Raw genomic sequence first — 21,336 nt, forward strand, 5'->3', positions numbered from 1 at the left:
CATATTTCAGCTTTTATTAAAGAATAGCATTTTCAGCATTTATATAACCTGCACCATAAACATTCGGATCTCTGTCTTTCCATAAATCTGCCCCATTTTTTAATAAGCTCTTTACTTCTTGGGGGGTTAAGTTAGGATTATTTTGCAGAATCAGTGCCGCTATTCCTGCACAGATCGGTGTTGCCATTGATGTCCCGGATAATACGAAATATTGAGAGCCGACTCGATTTGATTTCTGTAACTTGTCTAGATAAGAATTTGGTGAACGTAATGATACGATATTTACACCCGGTGCTAGTATATCGGGTTTTACATTCCCATAAATCGTAGGCCCCCTGCTTGAAAAACTTGCTACATCATCATCTGTTCTACTTTCAGCTGAGTCTCTGTCATCCAGCGCGCCAACTGTAATAACCTGATCGCTTATTCCTGGACTCGCAATGGTTTGACCCTCTGGGCCCTCGTTTCCTGCAGCAACACATACGACAATTCCTTTTGCCCAAGCTGCTTCTACAATTTGAACCATCGGATCATCATTTTCATTGTTGTACTGCTGTGCGGCTGCACCTAAAGACATGCTGATGATATGAATTTTCCGATCAGGATTTTGTTCATTATAATCGATGCACCACTGCACGCCTTGCATGACGGTCTCTAATGAACCAGATCCTAACTTATCCAATACTTTTACCCCGATGACATTAGCTTTTAGAGCTGGTCCACTATAAACCCCAGAAGAAGCGGAGCCATCTGCAGCCGCATCACCCGCACAATGTGTACCATGTCCATTATCATCATAAGGCTCCGTCTTTTGATTTATCAAATCTACGAATCCTGTAATCCTTCCAGAAAGATCTTGATGGGGATAAATACCTGTATCAATAATGGCTATCGTGATTCCTTCACCCGTTATAGTTGTCCCATTTCTAATCACATTTTTAGCATTAGCTGAAGGGACAGCGACATCTAACAAGGCCCTCACTTCACGATTTAAATAGATTTTTTTAACGTGGTTACAGCTTGTGAGCAGCTCATCCAGTACTGATGGTGTAATCTCTGCACTGCAGCAAGAAATGACAGAAAACTGATTTCTAATCTGACATCTTCTTTGATTCGTAAAAATATGATCGACTTCTGAGCACCCCTCTTCAAAACAATCTTTCTCAAATTCGATAATGACAGACATTTTCTTATTCTTTTTAATATACCCTTCTAAAATGTTATGCAAAAAACAAGGTGTCCACTTAAACGGTTTATATAAATTTAATACTTTCTCACGCAAAGACTTATCTAATTTATGAGAATGTGAACGAACAGTCTGTACCATAGAATATCCAAACAAATAAAAAACCTCCTTGAACTAAGATGTTATATTCTATGAAATGTAAAAGGAACAGGAACGGTAATTGTCCACATTCTATTAAATTTGTACAATAAAAAAGTGAAAATCTCTGGATTTTCACTAAAAATTTTTTATATATTTTCTTTTTATATTGCTTTGTCAATTGGCCATTTATTATTGATGATTTCTATTTACTCTTTGTTAAACGGCCGATCTCACCACGTGTGGTACATGCTCCTCAAGTTAATTTCCCCTCAAACAGAATCTACTTTAATAGAACAATAAAAAAAGCTTATAGACATGGGACTTTGTCTACAAGCTAAGCCCCTCTCAATTAAGATAAGGCTTTTTTATTTATTCCAAACGCGTTCCAAGTTCAAGGGTACATACACTTTATCTTCGTGGCACGAATAGTGAAGCGATACGACCTTAAGAAAATTGCTTTTCATGACCTCCGACATTTATCTGCGTTCTATTTGTTAAGTGTAGGTTTTAGTATAAAGTTATCCAAGAAAGACTTGGACATAAATTTATTGAGAATACTATGAACTTTTCTACACAATTCACTAAAAAGATGGATTCAGACGCTGGAATTGCTTTTTAAAGGTCAGAAATTAATTGGTCAGTTAAATTATTTCCATAGCAAATAAAAGGGTCTCCCTTTCCGGGAAACCCTTTTATATCAACGTTTATAGGCTTATGACCTATGAGGAATTCGAACCCCCTACCCCTTCCCTGTCAAGGAAATAGCATAGTTGGGTAAGTTCAGGATAATTAATGACAAATCCATTTGTTCCAGTATTTTTCAAACCACCATTCTACTATTTTATGAAACATTAAAAGCATTTGCGGTCAGTTTGGTCAGTTCTAATAAATCATATCGCTACAGAAATCTTAGAAAGAGACCTAAAAGTTCTTAAAGCTGCAAACTTCAAGATTCATGAAGTTAACACTGGCAGCGTAGAAGTCACCGGTTCAATCCCGGTATGCTCCATCAAAAAAAACCCTTGAATATCAAGTTTTTTTTGATTTTATCCAATAGAAGGACCTCTCTAAATTAAGTGTTGTTGACAATTTTAACTCACAAAATACGATTTTGTCGTTTTTACAGATTCTCATCATTCCTATATTTTATATTTAGAAAAGGAACTGATACTGTGAAAATGAACATGACCTATGTATTTGAACTCTATGATGAAAAGAAGTTAAATGAAAGGATATTTAAAGTAATGTATTATGATTCATTAGGAGGTAAATCGAAATTAAATAGGATGTTACTTAGTTCAGTTAATGGAGGATGTTCAATTGAACATTGATATGCATTTGCCCCTTTATTAGAAGGGGTGTGGGGCCCTGGAAAAATTAATTTCATCTAGAACGGGGTGTGGAAACCCTTCCACTATAATTTTTATAAAGATTTGCTATGTATGGAAATCTTTTTTTACTATATTGTTGTATTACTTAAACATTTCATTTTCTAAAATAATCACGGTTTCATTGAAAGGAGTTTTACCAACATGTTTCGTGTTTTCAACTAACCGATAAACATTATCACAGCATTGTTTGGCACCTTTTACTAATAACGGGACACCTATAAAGTCAATTTTCAATCCTCTCGAGAAAAATCCCCCTAATGACATAAGAATTGGAACAGTTGGTGATGTATTGGAGAACACTATTTTTTCATTAATATGAAATTTATTTTGTAGTAGGAAAGTCAATTCTTTTAATGCTGGAACAACAAGCTTGTTTCTTTTCCGTCCAATTGTATACACTGAGTTGCCATCTTCATCGTTCCCGTGAAAAATAATTTTTCCAAAATCCTCTTTCGTTAGTTGGTTGAAATATTTTACATTTAATATCTCTTCCGAAGTTAGTGTTCTTTCTGATTGAGGTAATTGTTTTAAATGATATGCGGCAGCCAAAGCCGTGGTATGTGTACCACCAAAATCATTATAAATATAAATCATAGGAAATCATCATCCTTTATTATTTTATCTATTTTTATTATGGGTATTTATTCCTTGACCGATTCGGTTTATGTAAACTAATTTTGAATAGAGTATAAAGACTTTGGAGTCAGCTATTAAATTATAAACAATCAGTATATCTTCAATAGGTACTTTATTTTTGCTGTCTCTTACATCTTATTTCATTTTGAAAAAATCAACTCATAATTTTATACATATAAGGGATAAGCAAAGACCTAAAAGGTCATTCATAAATTAAGAAAGGGGAATGCCCATGAATAAAAAATGGCTTCTAATACTAACAGGTATATTTTTATCCATTATGATGGCAGTTGGATGTAACGTTGATCCAGATCCGGCAGAAATTTCTGGAGAAGAGCTTGAGGAAGATATAGAAGAGCCTTTCGAAGATCCAGACGGTAATAGAGTAGACGAAAACGTCCAAACCCAGAAGACTAATACAAACAAATCGTAAAATATTTTTTATTGATAACAGATACTAAAAAGCAAAGAGCCAATTCCTTGAAACGCACAAGGGAATGGTGTTATCAAAGTAGCCCGGGTTGGTTGCTGGTGAGACGATGGTGATCTCAAAAGTTATGGTAGCGCCTTCACCTGTCACCACCTATGACGGGGAATGGTTTAGTCCTTCGTTTCAGATAGCGGCTTTTTTATGACATCTGCCTGACCTGCAACGTCAACGTGTGCTGTTTCTTTTTTCACCTTTTTCTTTATTTGTTTCATTTCTTCTATTTGACGTTTTGTAACCGATACTTCATTCACTTGCACAGGGTGTTTGTTTATTTCAACTTCTTCTTCTTTCAGAGGAATTCGAAGTTCCTCCTCATTTCCTGCTTCTATTACCATTTCTTCACGCTTAATCGGAACCGTGAACGTTTTCTGTTCTTCGACGACTTCTTTATGAATCTTTATTTCACCCGTTTGTACACGTTCTTTTTTTATGTCCAGCTGCTCTTCTCGTAATTGAAGCTTTTTTTCTTTATTTTCATTTGTTTTTTCAGATGGTCCGTCGATGTTCCTTTTCTCTTTCATTGTATAAATAATGCCGCCAACGATTGCTCCTAAAACGATTCCTGTTACAACTGTAAAACCTGTTATCCAACCGATTATGCTACCGATTATCGCACCAATAGTAATATACTTTCCCATAGGACCTCCTAAAGTTATTTTTATTTAAAGAGAAGAAAACCTACTTAACTTTTAGTTAAGTAGGTGAGGGAATTAGTCCTCTTTGATAATATCTGTATTACCATGCGATTCAACATCTGCAACTTCTTTACGAAGTACGTCGTGTACTTGTTCTGTTTCCTGAACCGAACGTTTATGAGCAGAGACTTCACCAGTGACGACTGTATGCTTTTCTACATCAATTTTTTCCTCAGTTACTGGAATGTGAACCATCTCTTCTTCTTTAATTGGTTCATCTGTTGGTTCGTGATCAACAGCTCTTTGTTTAATGACGACTTGATCATGGAAAACAGGGACATTCACTGATTGTTCTTCCTCAACAATGTCCTTATGAAGCGTCACATCACCCGTCTCCACCCGGTGTTTGTCGATGTCCAATTCTTCCTCACGAAGATTAACATGTATGTCTTCTGCTGCAAATTCTGTATCGGCATTGCGATCTACTTCACGTACCTTTTTTCGAGTTTCTCCTTCTTTAAAAAAATCAAAAAAGCCCATGCTGATGACCTCCTAAGGGATGTGGATCGTACAATTAGTAATTTTACCTGTGTGAGTGAAAATATGCGCTTGAATTTTGGTGCCTGTTTCAAAAAAGGTTTTGCTAAGCCATTTGGTGTATTTTACATCCAATGAGATATGGTAAAAAGTTTAAAGCCGAATATAGATAAAGAAAATAAAAGAATGGCTATTTTTACAAAAAAGGATGATGAAATTCATATTGCAGATGAAAATAACAACTTAGTAATGCTTCAAAGACGGAATATAAATAGGATCATGTAACGTATGCAATGGTTTTTAAAGTTATTTATGATGTATTAATCCATCAGAGACTTATGATTACTCCTTATTGAAGTAAAGCACTCGTTAGCTTAAGTACAACTCTTCACAAATTCTAATGGTTATTAATATAATTTTTGTTGGAATAAAATGCTGATTGACACAATTATCTTTATTTTCAATTCAATTGTTTAAACTAAAAATTCTTTAGTTACCCAACCTATACAAATCAAAATTACCTTACATAGACTGGATTAATTACATGAAAGTGAGGTGATTAACATGCTAAAATTCTTTAAGGCAAGATTAAAAGGTGAAAATGAAGTCCCTCCTGTTGAAACTAATGCTTTTGGTTTTGCAAAATTTGCAGCTAATAAACAAAGAACTAAGATAAAGTTTGCACTAGAAGTTGAAAACATTGAAAACTTTGTTCAAGCACACATCCACTTTGGTGAACGTGGTAAAAATGGACCTGTAGTAGTGTTCCTTTTTGGTGCTGACTTAGAAACGCTTGAAGAGCAAAATGGTATAACGACAAGAAGAGGCGTTGTTACAGGAATTATTACGGATGACGATATTGTAGAAAATGACGAAGGTATAGAAACTGTAGAAGATTTATTAAAATTCATGGAACAAGAATTAACTTATGCTAATGCTCATACTGAACAAAATCCATCAGGTGAAATTAGAGGTCAAATTGTACCAATTTAAATTTCCACACTGTTAGTTTATTAAGATGATGGCTCAAAAGGTTGCACATAACGAATTTTTTAAGTCATCCTTTTTCTCTATTTATATTAGGTTCTTTCATTAATTTGAAGACTCATTAAAGAAAGATATTAAATGCCCACTATTCAAAATAGGTTCTTTATTAGAATTTTTGATCTAATAAACATTCCAAAGAAAAATTTATTTTTTAAAGGATGAATTACAAAAACCATCTTCCTCTTCTTCTGGAAGGCTCCATTTTAATTAACAAATAGAGAATTCCATAGCAACATCTTTTAAATAATGTGATTTATTATAGCAAATAAGGCAAGTTGCTTCCTTTACTTTTCTGCCTAGTTAGTTGAATAATTTAGATCATTCACACGTAAAAACATCTCAATTGACATGTTTTTCAAGTAGAATCATACGTGATGAATATTTAACACGATTGTAGGGGCAGAATACTATTTTTTGATAAAACCTCTCTTTTAACTTCCTTTTCAGCACAACACTTTTGAAACTCTCCTAAAATAATTTGATACGTTTTGATTGTTTGTTTAGATAAGTTTTGATATTCTCTGTCTTCTTTAAAATCTTGAAAAGCAAATTTTAATAACATAAAAAGACCACTTCCTTCTTATTTTTTAAGAAGGTTAGTGGTCTTAGTTATAAGAAAAGGGTCTAACAGCGACCACTTTCTTACTAAGTTTGCAAAATCCTTGCAAAACCCTTGATACGTATACGCTTGATGACCTGTGAGGGATTCGAACCCTCGACCCCTTCCCTGTCAAGGAAATAAGATAGTTTGGCACGTTCAGGCCAGTGCAGGACAAATCCATTTGCACCGGTATATTTTAAACCATCATTCTACTACTTTATGAAACTTTAAAAGCATCTACAGTCAGTTTGGTCAGTTTTTCGGTCAGTTATATCGCTAAACATTAAGGGTGGCCCTAGTGATTGGAAAGATACTTAATAAATCTGAAGAAAAACTTTGGGGTCATTTAATAAAAGAAGAAAAAACGCCAATTTAATTTTAAGGGGTTCCGTTTTAAAGTTTTTCATTGTAAAAAGGACTAATCTCAATTGTCAGTTGGCTGTTTTCACAAAAAAGGAGATGTGCCATTCGCGCATCTCCTTTTAACTTCATATTTCAATCGTTTTTCAAGCTCTGCTTTCACTTCTTCAAATCCCGGTTACCAAGCAAGGCAAACATGTTTACTTTATTACCTTGGGAGATCAGTTTTTTTCATTTTACTTATATATATCCAACTTATAATTTTTTGAAAATGATGTTTTGTTCCATTCGTAAATTTTCACTTTTTTTCGGCTAAAATGTGGTCAATTATGTGGTCAAAAAGATGATTATTAGATGCGCCCCCAACTTCTTTTAAAACATTCAATAGCAATAACATTATCTGAACAAGTACATTACTCAGACCAGAACTTTAATCGCTGCATGAATATTCCAGAAAAGCCCCCGATTGTTGAATAAGCTCCTTTTGTTACTTCGAAATCAATTAGTCACTTTTTCCGGTACGATATTTAAAATAATTAAATATACCTTTTCATTATTGAATTCACCTACAAAGACGACTTGATGAATCTCTAATGCTTCTCCTTCTTTTAGAGGATGGAGTTCCATCTCCATTTTAATAGCACTTTCAAGCCGTTTTTCAAATGAGAAATCCTCATAATATTTTGCAATTATCCATTCAATAACAATTTGGTTTTGTATACGAATTTTTAATACCCCCTTTTTCCAAAATAATTTACGCAATTCACCACAATTATAGTAAGGATAAGCTATTATCCTCCTCAACTAACGCCCCCGATTGTGGAATATCATTTATGTTGTCTTACTGAAGAAAAGCACCCCGTTACTTGAATAAAATGCTTTTAAGCGTTCTTGTATAATCCTTATCTAATTCTCCATAACTTTCGTTTTCATTATTGCTAACAATCGTTGCTGTACCTGCACTTTCATTAAACCAAATTTCATATTCAACTAATCTTTCAGGCATATTTTTATCAAAAGTATAAAACAAAGTCGCTTCTACATCTGGTTTTCTAGCCATATCAACAACTTTATTATCCCATTTGATTTGTTCGAATGCTTTCTTTAACAACTCGATTGATTCGTTATCAGATATCATTACAACTTCTTCGTAATTTCCTTCTATATCAACCTTTTGAACATCTACTCTTGTTAATTCCCCTTTTTCTTGTCCAGAACAAGCAGTTAACAACAAAAACATAAAAAGAAAAGCAATACTTATATTTTTTTTCATAATGCACCTCGAACTAAACTCTCTTTTTTGTATAATAAGCGAGTACAAAAGGGATTACGGGAAAAAGAGCCAGCAGTCTATACCAATTCTCTGCACCGCCAAAATATAATGACGGTAAAATAAGTAAAATACCACTGCATATTAAAACTTTCCAAGATTTTTTCCATAAACCCAATATTAATAATAAGAATGAAGCAACAATTAAAAACCAAAAAATGAAGCCCACCCAATAGAAACTCATTTGTACTCCCCCTCTATATTTCTAATAATTTATATTCTGGAAGAAAATACAAATTCCTTCTTCAACTAAATTGCACCGTTAGTTTAAGTGAAATCCATCACAATTTTTATGCTGCATTTTAACATATAACTCCAATTACATTGAAAAGTTACACAACAATCTGGCCCTTTACGTCAATAAGAAGAGACGACACTTTGCTACTCAATCGCCCCCTTAAATAGAAAATCACACTACGAATAAGGTTTATTACTGTTGCATTTAAGTGCATCTTTTTGCTGGAAAACATTCAATAAATAAAATAATATATTATAAAATAGCTGATGAAAAACAAAATAGAACCAACTAAAAATGGACTAATAATCAAATAGGTTTCTTCACGCTTGGGTTGATAACTTCCTGCTATCGCCCCGAAAACAGAGTATTCAGAGTAGTTAGATAAGAAATCCCCTGAAGAACTTATTAAAAAAGCAATAAAAATGAATAAACAGGAACCGAAGAACATTGTTTCTGGAAAACGCGTATCCCAAATAACTATTGTCCCAGTAATTAATAAAGACTCAATTACTAGTGTTACTAAGACAAAAAAAATGTACTTCTTCAATACTACACCCCCGTTATTATCGTATTATCTAAAATACGTAATTCAGGTGTAAGAAGTTTCAATTTTCTAACATTTTCAAAAAGATGTATTCAACAATCCTGCCAGATTGCTTAATACCAATAATTTCAAAATTAGGTGATTAACTCAATCTTTTATTCCATTAAAAAGGACACTTACCTTATTACAGATAAGCGCCCGATTGCTGAAGATCATTACAAAGCCTTATTGAACAAAAGCACCCGTTAGCCATCCATGCAGCGCAAAACCGACGCTGCACCACAGAGAATGAAAATGGGGTTCGGGGCCCATAATGTTTAATGGCTGGCGAAGAAGTTCGTTGAACTATGGTGCCTTTGAGCCCATCCGTTAGTCTGACTCCGACGGTGGGAGTATTACTTATATCCATAAACCATTGATATATAAGGGTTTATGAGCATATCTGTAAATAATAATGCAAAATTTATGCAAAAAGTTCATGGAGCTCTTACTTAGAATATTTTAGCAACCTCAACCAATAATTTCATTCCTAATGGGACCATTTGGACAATGATATACCCCATTCCAGCATTAGTAATTAAACCTAAACCTTTTTCTTTATTTCCAATCATCTATACGATACCTCCACACATCATAACGATTAGACCTATAGGATAAGATAACCCTTGAATCAAATCCACAATAGGATCAAATGCACTTACTGTTTTCTCTGTGATTATTCCTGCATCCTAGCCAGCAGCTGCAGGTTTTGCCATTAACAAAGGATACATTGACATTCTTACCAAAGGAGCAAAAGCAAGTTAATCGCACTGAATCAGAGCAAAGAAGAATATCAAAAAAAAAGTAACCTGCCATTACGGTGGGTTTTTTATTTTTTATTTTATAAGAAAATATTTTTTATGATAATAAAACCCTTTGATTTGATAAAGTGCAATCTTTAACTGATTGAAAAATGGTTAAGAAAATGTAAATAAAAAATAAATTCTGATAAATTATTACTTTATTAAACATTTATTTACAATATTATGGTATTATTGTCACGAAAGTAAAAAAATGGGAGATGAGGTAATGGAATGAAAAGGTTTACCAAAGTTTTGCTGGCACTTGTTTTTGTTTTAGGTGCGTTCTTGCCATTTGCAGGTGGAAAGAGTGCTAGTGCTACAGGTGAAGAGAAGTATATTGTATCTAGTCCTGCGGTAACTAAGAAGACTGAGAGTGTTTATCTTAAAACGAATCAGAATGGTTCACAGACACAGATAAGCGCTAAAGAATTTGAGGTATTGAAAAAAGAAGTAAAAAGTCAGTACAATAAAAATCAGAAGGAAGTCATTTACAATACAGGTAGCAAGAACTTCACTAGCAAGAATGACATTAAGCCAAATGCTCCAGTAAATGTGATTTAAAACAGTGCATGACACTATATTTGATGCCACAAAATCAACAATAACTATGACATCTACGATACAGTCGATAACTGGGACAAAGCCTGTTATCATGCTATTAGGAAGGGATTTATACAACGGTAAAACAGTAGATGGCGCATACTCTAGAATGGTCGGTTTTGATGTAGAATGGACAGGTGCAGAGATTTTTGCAGGTCAAAAAGCAACTAAAGTCTATACAACTACATCTACGAACTTTTGGATATCAACATATAATACTAGTGTAGGTTGGACAGGTTCTTACCCATCGACTAGTCAAGGACAAACAGTAGATGTATTAGCGAATAAAAAGGCGGCAGTATATCCTGTAATCCGTAACACCCATAATAATACTTACATGTGGAAACCATCGATAGCTAATATGGCAGTAGTTCCTGTTGAATTAAGAACCAAGAGAGACTATGCTCTACCTAGCAAGTATAAAACGTGGTACATTAGAAATTATGGAGACCCAAAATGGGATTGGACAACCTTGCAAATACACCATGAGTTACCACTGAAATATGGTGGAAATAATACGATGGGCAACTTGTTTCCATTACCTACGACAATTCATCAAAAAACAGTGACTCCTTGGTGGGCTTCATATTAATAAAGTTACGGAGGGATAAACTGAATTGAGTCATTTCGTGAAAAATACCCTAACTGGTCTCAAAGAATTGCTGAATGATAAGGGGCAGTTAAAAATTTCATATGAAGGTCAAGTTTATGATGTCGCTTGTTCTTTCAACTCTCCAACCAATTTAAAAGAAGTTGAAATCTTTGAAAAAGAGAACAACATCAAACTTCCTGAGGACTACAAGGCATTCTTAACACTCCATAATGGTGCAAGAATTTATCAGTTTATTGATGAAGACGGACAAAAAATAGGCGGGGGCCTTAAAATCTTTAGTTTAGATGAAATAAAGGAATTACAAGAAATTGAGATGTATAATGAATTGGGGATTCCCATTGCACACCTATTGGAAGATTGCTATTTATATTTAGATATAGATAAGCTAAAGAATGGAAATCCAAATTACCTTAACATCTTGGAGTTTGTAGACCTTTCACCTTTGAATCTTAACTTTGAAACTTTCTTAGACCGATACATTATTTCAAAAGGTGAAATATTTTGGTCATAGAACATTTACACAGCAGAGAATTATTATAGTACAGGATAACAAAAATAAGAGCGACTGCCTAATCAGCGGACGCTCTTATTTTTGTTATGTATTTACTAATCCATTCTGAAATCAGATAGATAAAAAGATTATTTATTACCTATGACTGAAAGTACATCTATTAAATCATCAAATTGATAGGCAATAGTAGCAGTACTTACAGCTATAACTACTAAAGAAATCATTTTGACTAATTCAATTGTGGATTTATCAAGATTTGGTTTCATAACTATCTTCCTTTAAATGTATTTTTCAAAAGAATAACAGAAGGTTGGAGCTCTAGCAACTTATCGCTAGAGCTCCTTTTATAATATCTTACTAGTTTAAATCCAAAAGCTGAACAATATCAGAAATTTCATCAAGATAGAGATCATATTAGAAATTAGTGGTAAAAGCATTTTGGAGGATATAAAATGTTAATTATCAAGATTAAACCATATATTGAATTATCTTCCTACAGTAGGGAAGAAGTAAGAAAGTTAATGGGGGTTTCTAATAATACAATTTCTTTATGGTGTTCCGGTAAATCTAGGCCTACATTAGAAGATGCTTTTAAATTGTCCAGATTGTTGGGAGTTTCGGTTGAAGATCTTTACGATTACAGGGAAAAACATGAAGAGTAAGATTGCAGGATATGTCATATGGGGAATTTTCTTTTTAGCTGCTGTATTTATTGCCAAAGACTTTTTCAATGCAGAGACTGTAAGCACTGATGAATCAAGTACAAAGAAGATATGAATGCCAGATTAATTGAATTAGAAGAACTTAACGAAGAATTAGTATCGGAAAATGAAGAGTTGAGATACGAGTTAGAAGATATTGATTATCGCTTAGATGATGTTGAAACGATTTTAGATATACCTTAATAAAGACCCTTTCTTAAGTGAGAGGGTTTTCTTTTACTTGATAATAGAACATGTATTCGTATAATAGATATAACAAATAAATTTGAAGAGGGTTATTTTATGATAAAAAACTCTATCCTAACAAATGAAAGACAAACTGAAATAAACAATACAATCTGTGCTGCGTTAGAAAGAAATCAGCAATTAACACTTCTTTATTTTCAAAATGATGTAATTAAATACTTTATTGGATTCGTTCACTACGTTGATGATACAAATGAAGAAATACGTGCGGTTAATGAGTTCAATGACATTTTGAGGGTTAAATTTGAGAAATTAATAAATGTGTATTACTAACTCAAAAGAAGATGATAAGATCCAGATAGTTATAGATCTCCATTATTTTGTGAATGGAATGAAAACTTTACAATGTGGGTATTTCAAGGTGAACGTAAGGGAATTTAATAACAATCCAGATGAAGAAGCAGCAAGAGTTGCTTTGGGCTGGTTTAAACAAGTAAAACGTGATTTTATTTATGAAGTAGATCTTTACAAAGTACTATATAATCAAATAGACATTACCGACTTAGTGAAAGCGAAAGAGGTGAAGCATTATGAAGGATCCAGGAGTTGGCGGGGGAGCAATTTTTAAAGATCCGGGGACGAGCGGCAGCCCCGTTTTAAAACAACCGGGAACAAGTGGTTAATTAATAAGTGCCCTCTCAATTAAGAGAAGGGCTTTTTACTTTACATACCACATTTTTTGCCGATAAATATATATAACAAATGTTTAAAGGACTGATTAAAATGATTGTTGGTACGAAACTTCGACAACTTAGAGAAGAACGTGGGATTCCCCTCGGATTAATGGCTCATTATCTTAATGTTTCTGTTAGTACTCTTGTATCAATTGAAAGAGATAAAACTCGTTTGACTGCTGATCAAATCGTAAAAGTTTGTGATTGGTTTGAAACTTTTCGGCAACTAAACCGAGCTTTTAACCTTCAAACCCTTGGTATAATAGGGTTTTATAGGTCAAACTACATCATGCCGCCCATAGATTGCTAGGGTTTACGCTATAATATCCTTCTATTTATTCTTTATTTATTCATATAAAAACATTATTTACTGAATTATAAATTCACTCAATAATACTTAAAAATATCAATTTCGGCACCTAGTAGGCACCCTTTGATAACTTAGGGTGCTTTTTCTATATTATATAGCTCCTCCAACTTCTTTTAGTACATTTAGTAATAATGACATTATAATAAAAATCCTTGTTGACCCTTTACCGGTAACCCCTGTCTATCTTACAGTTTCATAGCTTCGCTTGTTATACGGGATCTTTGTCCCAACCAGCCTCAAACATGTTTCTGCAAGTAGGGGGTGGACAGTATAACGGACGGGATCTAGTCCCAAGGGCAGGATTGTGGAAGAGTGAGTATTTGTTTCTTTGCAACAATCGGGCCATTTTACTGCTAGATCAGGGACTGTTTAATTCAGGAATGGAGCATTGTATAAAGAAGATTTGATTTATTATACGGTTGTAAAAATTACCTTTTTAAAAAGAGATTTCGAATAAATAAATGGAGGATAAAACTTATTGAAATAGGAAATTTTAAAGGTATCAAATTTATCCTTTGAAAGGATGGAATCTTTATGGAGAAAAAATTATTAAATCTACTTAATGTACTGTGTATATTTTCCTTACCATTTTTATTTAGAGGCTCAAAGATGAGGGAAAATTTACTTGTTTTTTTCACAAAAGGAGTTCTTGCAACTCTTATTGATGCTTATGTTGTTGGAACCCAAAGAATTTCTTATCCAGTTCGCCCTTTTCCAAAAATCTTTAAAACAAATATTATTTATGATGTATTATTCTTTCCGATTTTAAGTGTCATCTGGGTTAGAATATCGTATAACGATAATATAGGTAAGATACTTTTAAAGAGCTTAATATTTAGTGTTCCATTTAGTTTAGGTCAATGGTATTTAGAGGGAAATTCCAGATTATTCAAATGGAAAAAATGGTCACCACTACATACTTTTGGGAGTTGTAGTTTTACCTTGCTTACAATTAGAGGTTTAGTCGGTTTATTAAAGAAATTAGATAAATTAAACCAAAAACAAATATAACCGATAATTAAAGGTTGATATTATGGTTAAAATAACAGTTAAGTTAGAAGCCATCCTATGGAGCATTGCTTTACCTGGTTTTGGGCAAATTTTAAATGGGCACCTGTTAAAAGGAATAATCTTTATTATTTTAGAGTTCACTATTAATGTAATGAGCTCATTTAATCAAGCCATTATGTATAGCTTCTTAGGGAAAATAACAGAGGCTTATGGAACGGTGAATTATCAATGGCTAATGTTTTATCCTTGTGTATATATGTATGCAATGTATGATGCTTATAAATTTGCAGAAGGGGAAAATCCTCGATTCTCGTTTCTTCCATTTGCTTTTGGAGCTTATTTTGTCACAGTAGGTCTTATGTACTCACCAAATATAATTTTCGGTATATTATTTGGTCCGATTTGGCTTCCAATGCTTTATTTAATTCCAGGGTTAGGAATTGGATTTATTATTCGTTTTCTTTTAATAAAATTTACATCTAGACCCCATTAGTACGTGAACTTCCTAAAAGGATATTAAGAACATGATAATTTTTGTGTCTATTATTCAATCAGGAAAATTTCAAATGAAATATTAACTCACAAAAACAGAATGGATTTCAGAGGGCTAAAAATATTCATTTTACACAAACATAATCATGCCTTGGTAGTAGTAAAGCTATCTTTATTAGTGAACTTTTGTAAATAAAAATAACTACTTTTTGTTAAAGAAAAAGTGGTTATTTTTATTTAGAAATTAATAATTCAATAAATTGATAAAGCATTATTATCACTTTTACAATAATACAATTAATATTTTCGAGACTTTTTATTTTTAAAAATTTCGCATAATAAATCCCTCCACAGTAAAAAATGAAGGTAGTCTTATTAGAAGTGGGGATTTTTTATGTTAAGGGTTAACAAAGCTAGTCTCACTGTTGAAGAAATCACGGAACGTCTAGGAAAATCACCTGATTTTATATGTAAAAAAATAGAAGTCACTAAGGGATTCAGCCTTTACTGCATTTATCTTGCATCGATCGTAACGACGAATCAGGTCGATGAAATGCTATTGAAGCCCATTTCTGAAGGCGATCAGAACATAAAAGCGTCAATACATACTCCTATTAACTGGTTGAAAAAAATAATCCCTCTTATTCAATGGAAAGAATTATCCGGATCCAACGAAGGTATTTCCGATCTTCTTGAAGGTCATTGTCTTCTTATTCCGGCCTGTGGAAATACTTATCTAAGTTATGATGTCTCAAATGAACAATTTCGAAGTATTTCGGAACCAACAGCAGAAGCTTCCGTTCGTGGTCCAAGAGAGGGTTTCGTTGAAGAGGCAGCAAGAAATGTCGCTCTGATCCGAAAGAGATTAAAAAACGAACACCTAATATTTGAGCCATTTACGATAGGATCAGCAACAAGGACGAAAGTGTACCTAACTTATCTCAACAATGTGGCCTCAGCGATAATTTTAGATGAGTTCCGTCGTCGCCTTCATTCCATTCAAACTGATAGTATTTTGGAGAGCGCTTATATTGAAGAATGGATCCAAGATAAGACATTTTCACCCTTTCCTCAATTAGTAAGTACAGAAAGACCAGATTCTATTGCAGCAAAATTACTCGAGGGACAAGTTGCGCTTATTACGGACGGTACACCTATGGTTTTATACGGGCCCATAACCTTTTTTCAAATGTTTTCATCCCCAGAGGACTATTACCAGCGAGCAGATATTGCCACAATCACGCGTTGGCTGCGCATGCTTGCTTTTTTGTTTTCCATATTCGTACCATCTCTTTATATCGCAGTGGTAAGCTATCACCAAGAATTACTGCCAACCTCACTATTGATCAGCTTGGCAGCCCAACGTGAGGAAGTGCCGTTCCCCGCGGTTATTGAAGCGATTATCATGATGGTAACATTCGAGATTTTACGTGAAGCCGGGCTTCGTATGCCACGTATTGCCGGCCAATCCATCTCTATCGTCGGCGCACTCGTTTTAGGACAGGCAGCGGTGGAAGCCGGACTCATTTCGGCAGCGATGGTTATTGTTGTTTCTTTTACGGCTATCTCTAATTTCGTCTCTCCTAACTACAGTTTCAATATTGCTCAAAGAATTGTTCAATTTTCTTTTATGCTATTAGCTGGGTTCCTGGGTTTCTTTGGAATCATGGTTGGCTTATATTTTCTTTTAATTCATTTAGTATCGATACGATCTTTTGGAGTCAAGTATATGACCCCACTGGCACCATTGGCTCTTTCCGATTGGAAGGATACTTTTGTCCGGTTCCCCCGATTTTTATTGAAACGCATTCCTCGTGCGTTTTATGAAAAAAAATGAAAGGAGGGTGAAGAATGAGAAGATCCTATCTTACATTATTAATTCTCTTGTTCTGTTCTGGCTGCTGGGATATGAAGGAAATCAATCAATTAGCGATTGTCAACATAGCTGGAGCCGACAAAGACCCGAGTACGGGAATGATTACGGCTTATTACCAAATTATTAACCCCTCAGGCCTTTCAACCAAATCAGGTGGCGCAAGTGGTGGCGCCGTTTATACATATGAATTAAAGGAATATAGTTCCGGGAGATTTGCGGAACAAACAATCACGGTAATGCCAAGGTTGTTTTACACCCCTCATGTACAGTTATATATCGTATCTGAACGGTATGCTCAACAAGGTTTATTAGATTTAATTAACTTTCTGGAACGTGATCCTGAACGTCGGACGAATGTGAATATTGTAGTGACAGATTCCCCGCTATCCACAGTCATGAACAGTTATACCTTTCTGGAAAGAGTGCCAGGCCGGTTTGTTAAATCAATGTTTGACCTTCATGCACGCAGTTTTCGTAACGGTATTATGCCTACACGTTTTAGAGATTTGGCAAAAGGGATTAATTATCATCAACCGACAATCATTCCGATTCTACACTATAAAAGCGAACAGCCTGCTTCTAAAACAGATAGATTGGAAAACATCAACGCAAGTACACAGGCTATGAGTTTTGAGGATGGAGCGGTTTTCCTTAATGCCCGCATGGTTGGCCGAATTGATTTGGATACAAAAAAGTATTTTTATATCTTGAATGACAAGCTTAAGAAATTTGTAGAATCGATTGAAGTGAATGGAGAGAAAGTCGATGTAGAGGTGCAGGGTGTGAAAATGAATAGGGAATTCGACCGTTCTTCCTCTCGTCTAACTATACAGTTTCGTGCTGAACTGCGGATTGTTAACAGTAAACAACCTAAACCAATGACCGCAGACAATCTTCATGAAGTAGAATCGGCATTTAATCGAACGCTGGAAGAGAAAGCAATGTCCCTTGATCAGTTGGGTAAAGATAAAGACTGGGATCTGTTAGGCATTCAGGATGAAGGCGTTAATATTAAAAATTGGAAAGAGTTTCCTGTTAAGTTTGTGGTGAACTCCAAGGTAACAACCATAGGAAATACAGGATCCCCATACAAAGTAGAAAAGAGTGAATAAGAAAATGGAAAATGCTCGATTAAGTGGATGGCAGATGATCACTTTAACTTTTACTTTTGTCTGTGCTACAACGTTCCTTATGTTACCAGGAAAACTTATGGAAGATGCAAAGCAGTACAGCTGGATTGTTTGTGTTTGGTCGTTTTTGTACGGGTTGGTTTTGGCGGGTTTTTGGTTATACTTATCCAAACTTTACCCTGGAAAAAGCCTCGTTCAGATTGCGATACAAGTCCTTGGTAAATGGGCTGGTGGATTGATCGCCATTCTTTACATCCTCTATTTCATCCAAATTGCATCTTGGGTAACACGTAACTTAAGTGATTTTATGCATAATAATCTTATGCCACGAACTCCCCTTTCTATTTTCAATGTAGTGATGTTGCTCGTTTGTGCATATGCCGTCGTAAAAGGAATTGAGTCGATCGCAATGGTTAGTGAGCTTGTTACGCCGTATATTATTGTGGCTTTCTGGATTCCCTTCACGGTAATGCTAAAGGATTGGGACTTGCGGACTTTCCATGTCCCTTTTGACTTTCACCTTTGGACTACGGTCCTCCATACAAAATATGCACTTGCGTTTCCTTTTATGGAAACCATCATGTTCATGATGCTCTTCCCTTTTGTTAAGAGCAGATTGAAAACGGCATTTTTTTTAGGAATTAGCTCCGCTGGTGTTGTCCTTTCTATCTGTGTATACATGACGATTGGCATTTTAGGAGTCGATCGAGGCTCACATCTTATATACCCAGTTTACACCATTTTTCGTGAAATGCAGTTTTCGGGGTTTTTGGAACATTTAGAAGCGATTCTTTCGATTAATATCCTTCTTTTATTATGTCTAAAATTAAGCTTATTGTTTTATTGTGCAGTCCTCGGCCTTTGCCAGCTATTCAAAATTGAAAGACGTGACATAGTAGCCTTTCCGCTAGTATGGATCATCTCCGCTTACTCTCTTTTATTTGCCAACGTGATAGAGAACATCGAATGGATTGAAAATTATTTATTTAGCTACTATATGTTGTTCGCCCTCATTGTTCCGACCATTCTGATTATTGGTTCTTGGTTACAGACGCTATATAAAATACAGAGGAGAGACAAACCAGCATGATCGCAATGTTAGGCTTATATATACTGTTTCTCAGCGGTGGTTTGATGATATTAAACCGAGTACGAAAGTTGAATAAAAAGGAATGGTTTATTTTTATCGGGGTGACAACAGTGGGGGGAATTCTCTGGGGGAGCATCATCGTACATCATCCACTTGATTTAAATAAGTTCATCGCATTGATTATTAATAAATTTAGATAGTTACAAATTTGTTTCACACTCATATTGGTATCAGCAGTTCCAGATTAAATAAATATATTCATGATCTATTTTCTGCTTTACCTGCTAGACTGGTTTGTGGATTTTTTGATTCTTTTGCACATTGCACCAGCTAAGATTAGCAATGTGCATAGCAACTTAAACTTCCCTTCCTATTTAGAAAGGGATGTCGGCATCTAAGGTTAACTTTGGCCATCCGTACTTTGTAGAGTTGAAAGTTTCTGAGGAGGAGATAATCTCTTCTCTCACAACACACCAGTCCTTGTCTTGCTCCACTCTTACAAGATAATTGCGGGTTCCTTTGAATAGGGTCATTTTCTTGGCCATGCTGGATCTCTTCTCCATCCTATCTCACCCAATTTTGCTATTCATTTCACTCATTCCCTAAAAGAACAAGCTATTTTTCATAGTCCATTCTTTTCATCTGCCGTTGATTTAAAATAAAGTTTGATAATTTATAAAAATGATTGATAATTTAAAACATAGTTTGATAAAACCCTGTATTAATATAGGTTTTTTCTTTTAACCCTTAAACCACAGCTGGTATTGTTCAATTAATATCTGGTTTCCTCCATAGCTTCTCTAATATATTTCCCATACCTTTACTTGGTTCAGATAATGCTCAAGCATTTACTTGCCAAGTTATGTAAGAAGAGGTTTCATGAGTACACTATACCGCTTTTTAACTACAAGCACTTTTCTCAGTAGTTAGATTTATTTGTTTATTTAGCTCAAAAAATGACCTCAGTCTCTACAACGACTCAGGCCTTAATAAAGTAAATAAACACTACTTTTATAGATACAGTACAGTTTAATTTTACGTTTGCTAATGACGCCCTCTTACCATGGATGGAGGTATGCCAAATCTTTTTTTAAAGACCTTTGAGAAATGAGCCACATTTTCAAATCCTGTTGAGTAGCAAACATCTGTAACGGACAATGCCGAATTTGCAAGTAATTCCTTTGCACGATCTAATCTGCAATTTCGAATCCATTGAAGGGGCGAAGTGTTGTAGATCGATTGAAAATCACGTTTAAAGGATGACAAACTCCGCCCTGACAAATAGGCAAGATCGTTTAAAGATACTGGATTGAACATATTTTCTTCAATGATCTCAGTAATATGCCTTTTTTCTTTGCGTTTTATTTGCAAAAACTGAAACAATAACTTGTCATCTACGTCTGCGAGATCAAACAACAACTCTAACAATTTAATTTTAATTAAACCAGGATTAATTCGGTCTGGTTCTTTAATCATCAGTTTTAACGATTCTATAAAGTGAATGAGCCTTTCATTAACTGACAAGACCGATATTGGGACCATGACCGAGGGATAAGCAGGCATTACATTCGCCATTTTGATAAAATCGTTTAGTATTTCATCTTTCAAGAAAAACATCATGTAATCAAGACGGTTTTCCGATCCGTCCTCGCCAGATTTCTCATATTCAATGACAATAGATTTTTGCAATAAAACCATTTCATCTTTGCGGACAGTATGTACTTGGTTCCCAAAACGAACGGTGTATGTACCATTGAGCACGAATAATAGCAGGTGGTCTTCTAGAAATAAAGTGCCTGCTTTACTTTCCATATAAACGCAGGACTCAAAGACCGTTAACCCATTCAACTTTAACGCTATTTGATGAACATCATTGGTTAAACCCTGTGGTACTTTCATTATCTTTTCGGAACGTACAATCATGTATACCCCTCCTCGCTATTCCATAACATAATATTAAGCCAGTCCGTACAACTTTGCTAGTGCGATTCAAAATAACTACCTTAAGAGCAGCAAGCTGGCA

At 34.7% G+C, this 21,336-nt stretch carries 27 protein-coding genes, 1 tRNA gene and 1 pseudogene; 16 read left to right on the plus strand and 13 right to left on the minus strand.

Annotated elements, in window-relative coordinates:
* Positions 1–16: 16 nt before the first annotated feature.
* On the minus strand, positions 17–1,342 hold the full coding sequence (locus QFZ72_RS21815) for a S8 family peptidase (RefSeq protein ID WP_307437755.1): 1,326 nt from the start codon (positions 1,340–1,342) through the stop codon (positions 17–19).
* Between the two features lie 1,457 nt (positions 1,343–2,799).
* Positions 2,800–3,312, minus strand: a complete 513-nt coding sequence (locus QFZ72_RS21820; RefSeq protein WP_307437757.1) for a DUF3189 family protein — start codon at positions 3,310–3,312, stop codon at positions 2,800–2,802.
* 274 nt (positions 3,313–3,586) lie between these two features.
* Here QFZ72_RS21820 and QFZ72_RS21825 point away from each other — a divergent pair, with 274 nt between their 5' ends.
* Positions 3,587–3,787 (plus strand): hypothetical protein, encoded by a 201-nt coding sequence (locus QFZ72_RS21825; RefSeq protein WP_307437759.1) that lies wholly within the window; start codon positions 3,587–3,589, stop codon positions 3,785–3,787.
* Between the two features lie 167 nt (positions 3,788–3,954).
* Here QFZ72_RS21825 and QFZ72_RS21830 read toward each other — a convergent pair whose 3' ends face one another.
* The gene (locus QFZ72_RS21830; RefSeq protein WP_307437762.1) at positions 3,955–4,482 is read right to left on the minus strand and encodes a YsnF/AvaK domain-containing protein; all 528 of its coding nucleotides are present in this window, start codon (positions 4,480–4,482) and stop codon (positions 3,955–3,957) included.
* 72 nt (positions 4,483–4,554) lie between these two features.
* Positions 4,555–5,019 carry a YsnF/AvaK domain-containing protein gene (locus QFZ72_RS21835; RefSeq protein ID WP_307437764.1) on the minus strand — a complete coding sequence of 155 codons (465 nt, stop codon included), beginning with the start codon at positions 5,017–5,019 and terminating at the stop codon, positions 4,555–4,557.
* Between the two features lie 561 nt (positions 5,020–5,580).
* Here QFZ72_RS21835 and QFZ72_RS21840 point away from each other — a divergent pair.
* Positions 5,581–6,009, plus strand: coding sequence for a CHRD domain-containing protein (locus QFZ72_RS21840; protein WP_307437766.1), 429 nt, complete (start codon positions 5,581–5,583; stop codon positions 6,007–6,009).
* A gap of 436 nt (positions 6,010–6,445) precedes the next feature.
* On the opposite strand, the gene QFZ72_RS21845 is transcribed toward QFZ72_RS21840, so the two are convergent.
* From QFZ72_RS21845 to QFZ72_RS21870, 7 genes and pseudogenes are all read right to left on the minus strand, one after another.
* Positions 6,446–6,625, minus strand: a complete 180-nt coding sequence (locus tag QFZ72_RS21845; RefSeq protein ID WP_307437768.1) for a hypothetical protein — start codon at positions 6,623–6,625, stop codon at positions 6,446–6,448.
* A gap of 130 nt (positions 6,626–6,755) precedes the next feature.
* Positions 6,756–6,827: transfer RNA gene (locus QFZ72_RS21850), tRNA-Ser, on the minus strand.
* Between the two features lie 282 nt (positions 6,828–7,109).
* Positions 7,110–7,231: pseudogene (locus QFZ72_RS29615) on the minus strand (hypothetical protein); the annotation flags it as partial.
* A 291-nt stretch (positions 7,232–7,522) separates the two neighbouring features.
* Entirely contained in the window at positions 7,523–7,828 is a 306-nt protein-coding gene (locus QFZ72_RS21855; RefSeq protein WP_307437771.1) for a hypothetical protein, read from the minus strand.
* Between the two features lie 58 nt (positions 7,829–7,886).
* Positions 7,887–8,297, minus strand: coding sequence for a YhfM domain-containing protein (locus QFZ72_RS21860; protein WP_307437775.1), 411 nt, complete (start codon positions 8,295–8,297; stop codon positions 7,887–7,889).
* Between the two features lie 13 nt (positions 8,298–8,310).
* Positions 8,311–8,538 carry a hypothetical protein gene (locus QFZ72_RS21865; protein WP_307437778.1) on the minus strand — a complete coding sequence of 76 codons (228 nt, stop codon included), beginning with the start codon at positions 8,536–8,538 and terminating at the stop codon, positions 8,311–8,313.
* A 286-nt stretch (positions 8,539–8,824) separates the two neighbouring features.
* The gene (locus tag QFZ72_RS21870; protein WP_307437780.1) at positions 8,825–9,139 is read right to left on the minus strand and encodes a hypothetical protein; all 315 of its coding nucleotides are present in this window, start codon (positions 9,137–9,139) and stop codon (positions 8,825–8,827) included.
* A gap of 1,070 nt (positions 9,140–10,209) precedes the next feature.
* Here QFZ72_RS21870 and QFZ72_RS21875 point away from each other — a divergent pair.
* The 3 genes from QFZ72_RS21875 to QFZ72_RS21885 are packed head-to-tail and all read left to right on the plus strand — an operon-like array spanning position 10,210 to position 11,702.
* Complete coding sequence (locus QFZ72_RS21875; protein WP_307437782.1) at positions 10,210–10,539, plus strand: hypothetical protein; 330 nt, start codon at positions 10,210–10,212, stop codon at positions 10,537–10,539.
* A gap of 4 nt (positions 10,540–10,543) precedes the next feature.
* Positions 10,544–11,170: an HNH endonuclease signature motif containing protein gene (locus tag QFZ72_RS21880; RefSeq protein ID WP_307437785.1), complete on the plus strand. Its 627-nt coding sequence runs from the start codon at positions 10,544–10,546 to the stop codon at positions 11,168–11,170.
* A 25-nt stretch (positions 11,171–11,195) separates the two neighbouring features.
* Complete coding sequence (locus tag QFZ72_RS21885; RefSeq protein WP_307437788.1) at positions 11,196–11,702, plus strand: SMI1/KNR4 family protein; 507 nt, start codon at positions 11,196–11,198, stop codon at positions 11,700–11,702.
* A 128-nt stretch (positions 11,703–11,830) separates the two neighbouring features.
* Here QFZ72_RS21885 and QFZ72_RS21890 read toward each other — a convergent pair whose 3' ends face one another.
* Positions 11,831–11,968 (minus strand): hypothetical protein, encoded by a 138-nt coding sequence (locus tag QFZ72_RS21890; protein WP_307437789.1) that lies wholly within the window; start codon positions 11,966–11,968, stop codon positions 11,831–11,833.
* 186 nt (positions 11,969–12,154) lie between these two features.
* Between QFZ72_RS21890 and QFZ72_RS21895 the strand changes: the two genes are divergently transcribed.
* The 11 genes from QFZ72_RS21895 (at position 12,155) to QFZ72_RS21940 (ending at position 19,513) form a co-directional block, all read left to right on the plus strand.
* The gene (locus QFZ72_RS21895) at positions 12,155–12,364 is read left to right on the plus strand and encodes a helix-turn-helix transcriptional regulator (protein WP_307437791.1); all 210 of its coding nucleotides are present in this window, start codon (positions 12,155–12,157) and stop codon (positions 12,362–12,364) included.
* 111 nt (positions 12,365–12,475) lie between these two features.
* On the plus strand, positions 12,476–12,607 hold the full coding sequence (locus tag QFZ72_RS21900; protein WP_307437793.1) for a hypothetical protein: 132 nt from the start codon (positions 12,476–12,478) through the stop codon (positions 12,605–12,607).
* 99 nt (positions 12,608–12,706) lie between these two features.
* Positions 12,707–12,943, plus strand: a complete 237-nt coding sequence (locus QFZ72_RS21905) for a YolD-like family protein (protein WP_307437796.1) — start codon at positions 12,707–12,709, stop codon at positions 12,941–12,943.
* An 88-nt stretch (positions 12,944–13,031) separates the two neighbouring features.
* On the plus strand, positions 13,032–13,238 hold the full coding sequence (locus QFZ72_RS21910) for a hypothetical protein (RefSeq protein ID WP_307437797.1): 207 nt from the start codon (positions 13,032–13,034) through the stop codon (positions 13,236–13,238).
* A 155-nt stretch (positions 13,239–13,393) separates the two neighbouring features.
* On the plus strand, positions 13,394–13,654 hold the full coding sequence (locus QFZ72_RS29620; RefSeq protein WP_373464620.1) for a helix-turn-helix domain-containing protein: 261 nt from the start codon (positions 13,394–13,396) through the stop codon (positions 13,652–13,654).
* Between the two features lie 594 nt (positions 13,655–14,248).
* Positions 14,249–14,725, plus strand: a complete 477-nt coding sequence (locus QFZ72_RS21915; RefSeq protein ID WP_307437799.1) for a CBO0543 family protein — start codon at positions 14,249–14,251, stop codon at positions 14,723–14,725.
* A gap of 22 nt (positions 14,726–14,747) precedes the next feature.
* Positions 14,748–15,218 carry a hypothetical protein gene (locus tag QFZ72_RS21920; protein WP_307437801.1) on the plus strand — a complete coding sequence of 157 codons (471 nt, stop codon included), beginning with the start codon at positions 14,748–14,750 and terminating at the stop codon, positions 15,216–15,218.
* Positions 15,219–15,611: 393 nt separating this feature from the next.
* A complete protein-coding gene (locus QFZ72_RS21925) occupies positions 15,612–17,054 on the plus strand; it encodes a spore germination protein (RefSeq protein WP_307437803.1) in 1,443 nt (480 codons plus the stop codon).
* A 14-nt stretch (positions 17,055–17,068) separates the two neighbouring features.
* Positions 17,069–18,205, plus strand: a complete 1,137-nt coding sequence (locus QFZ72_RS21930; protein WP_307437806.1) for a Ger(x)C family spore germination protein — start codon at positions 17,069–17,071, stop codon at positions 18,203–18,205.
* Between the two features lie 4 nt (positions 18,206–18,209).
* Complete coding sequence (locus tag QFZ72_RS21935; RefSeq protein WP_307437807.1) at positions 18,210–19,313, plus strand: GerAB/ArcD/ProY family transporter; 1,104 nt, start codon at positions 18,210–18,212, stop codon at positions 19,311–19,313.
* Positions 19,310–19,513, plus strand: coding sequence for a hypothetical protein (locus QFZ72_RS21940; protein ID WP_307437812.1), 204 nt, complete (start codon positions 19,310–19,312; stop codon positions 19,511–19,513). Before QFZ72_RS21935 ends, QFZ72_RS21940 begins: the two co-directional genes overlap by 4 nt.
* 844 nt (positions 19,514–20,357) lie before the next feature.
* Here QFZ72_RS21940 and QFZ72_RS21945 read toward each other — a convergent pair.
* Positions 20,358–21,236, minus strand: coding sequence for a helix-turn-helix domain-containing protein (locus tag QFZ72_RS21945; protein WP_307437814.1), 879 nt, complete (start codon positions 21,234–21,236; stop codon positions 20,358–20,360).
* Positions 21,237–21,336: the final 100 nt, after the last annotated feature.

Origin of the sequence: Bacillus sp. V2I10, assembly GCF_030817055.1 — a bacterium.
Classification (GTDB): domain Bacteria; phylum Bacillota; class Bacilli; order Bacillales; family Bacillaceae; genus Bacillus_P.

Bases quoted from the DNA above. Each gene is read 5' to 3' on its own strand.
- QFZ72_RS21820 (WP_307437757.1), bottom strand. From the start codon at position 3,312: ATGATTTATATTTATAATGATTTTGGTGGTACACATACCACGGCTTTG.
- QFZ72_RS21825 (WP_307437759.1), top strand. From the start codon at position 3,587: ATGAATAAAAAATGGCTTCTAATACTAACAGGTATATTTTTATCCATT.
- QFZ72_RS21830 (WP_307437762.1), bottom strand. From the start codon at position 4,482: ATGGGAAAGTATATTACTATTGGTGCGATAATCGGTAGCATAATCGGT.
- QFZ72_RS21835 (WP_307437764.1), bottom strand. From the start codon at position 5,019: ATGGGCTTTTTTGATTTTTTTAAAGAAGGAGAAACTCGAAAAAAGGTA.
- QFZ72_RS21840 (WP_307437766.1), top strand. From the start codon at position 5,581: ATGCTAAAATTCTTTAAGGCAAGATTAAAAGGTGAAAATGAAGTCCCT.
- QFZ72_RS21845 (WP_307437768.1), bottom strand. From the start codon at position 6,625: ATGTTATTAAAATTTGCTTTTCAAGATTTTAAAGAAGACAGAGAATAT.
- QFZ72_RS21860 (WP_307437775.1), bottom strand. From the start codon at position 8,297: ATGAAAAAAAATATAAGTATTGCTTTTCTTTTTATGTTTTTGTTGTTA.
- QFZ72_RS21865 (WP_307437778.1), bottom strand. From the start codon at position 8,538: ATGAGTTTCTATTGGGTGGGCTTCATTTTTTGGTTTTTAATTGTTGCT.
- QFZ72_RS21875 (WP_307437782.1), top strand. From the start codon at position 10,210: ATGAAAAGGTTTACCAAAGTTTTGCTGGCACTTGTTTTTGTTTTAGGT.
- QFZ72_RS21890 (WP_307437789.1), bottom strand. From the start codon at position 11,968: ATGAAACCAAATCTTGATAAATCCACAATTGAATTAGTCAAAATGATT.
- QFZ72_RS21895 (WP_307437791.1), top strand. From the start codon at position 12,155: ATGTTAATTATCAAGATTAAACCATATATTGAATTATCTTCCTACAGT.
- QFZ72_RS21900 (WP_307437793.1), top strand. From the start codon at position 12,476: ATGAATGCCAGATTAATTGAATTAGAAGAACTTAACGAAGAATTAGTA.
- QFZ72_RS21905 (WP_307437796.1), top strand. From the start codon at position 12,707: ATGATAAAAAACTCTATCCTAACAAATGAAAGACAAACTGAAATAAAC.
- QFZ72_RS29620 (WP_373464620.1), top strand. From the start codon at position 13,394: ATGATTGTTGGTACGAAACTTCGACAACTTAGAGAAGAACGTGGGATT.
- QFZ72_RS21915 (WP_307437799.1), top strand. From the start codon at position 14,249: ATGGAGAAAAAATTATTAAATCTACTTAATGTACTGTGTATATTTTCC.
- QFZ72_RS21920 (WP_307437801.1), top strand. From the start codon at position 14,748: ATGGTTAAAATAACAGTTAAGTTAGAAGCCATCCTATGGAGCATTGCT.
- QFZ72_RS21925 (WP_307437803.1), top strand. From the start codon at position 15,612: ATGTTAAGGGTTAACAAAGCTAGTCTCACTGTTGAAGAAATCACGGAA.
- QFZ72_RS21930 (WP_307437806.1), top strand. From the start codon at position 17,069: ATGAGAAGATCCTATCTTACATTATTAATTCTCTTGTTCTGTTCTGGC.
- QFZ72_RS21935 (WP_307437807.1), top strand. From the start codon at position 18,210: ATGGAAAATGCTCGATTAAGTGGATGGCAGATGATCACTTTAACTTTT.
- QFZ72_RS21940 (WP_307437812.1), top strand. From the start codon at position 19,310: ATGATCGCAATGTTAGGCTTATATATACTGTTTCTCAGCGGTGGTTTG.
- QFZ72_RS21945 (WP_307437814.1), bottom strand. From the start codon at position 21,236: ATGATTGTACGTTCCGAAAAGATAATGAAAGTACCACAGGGTTTAACC.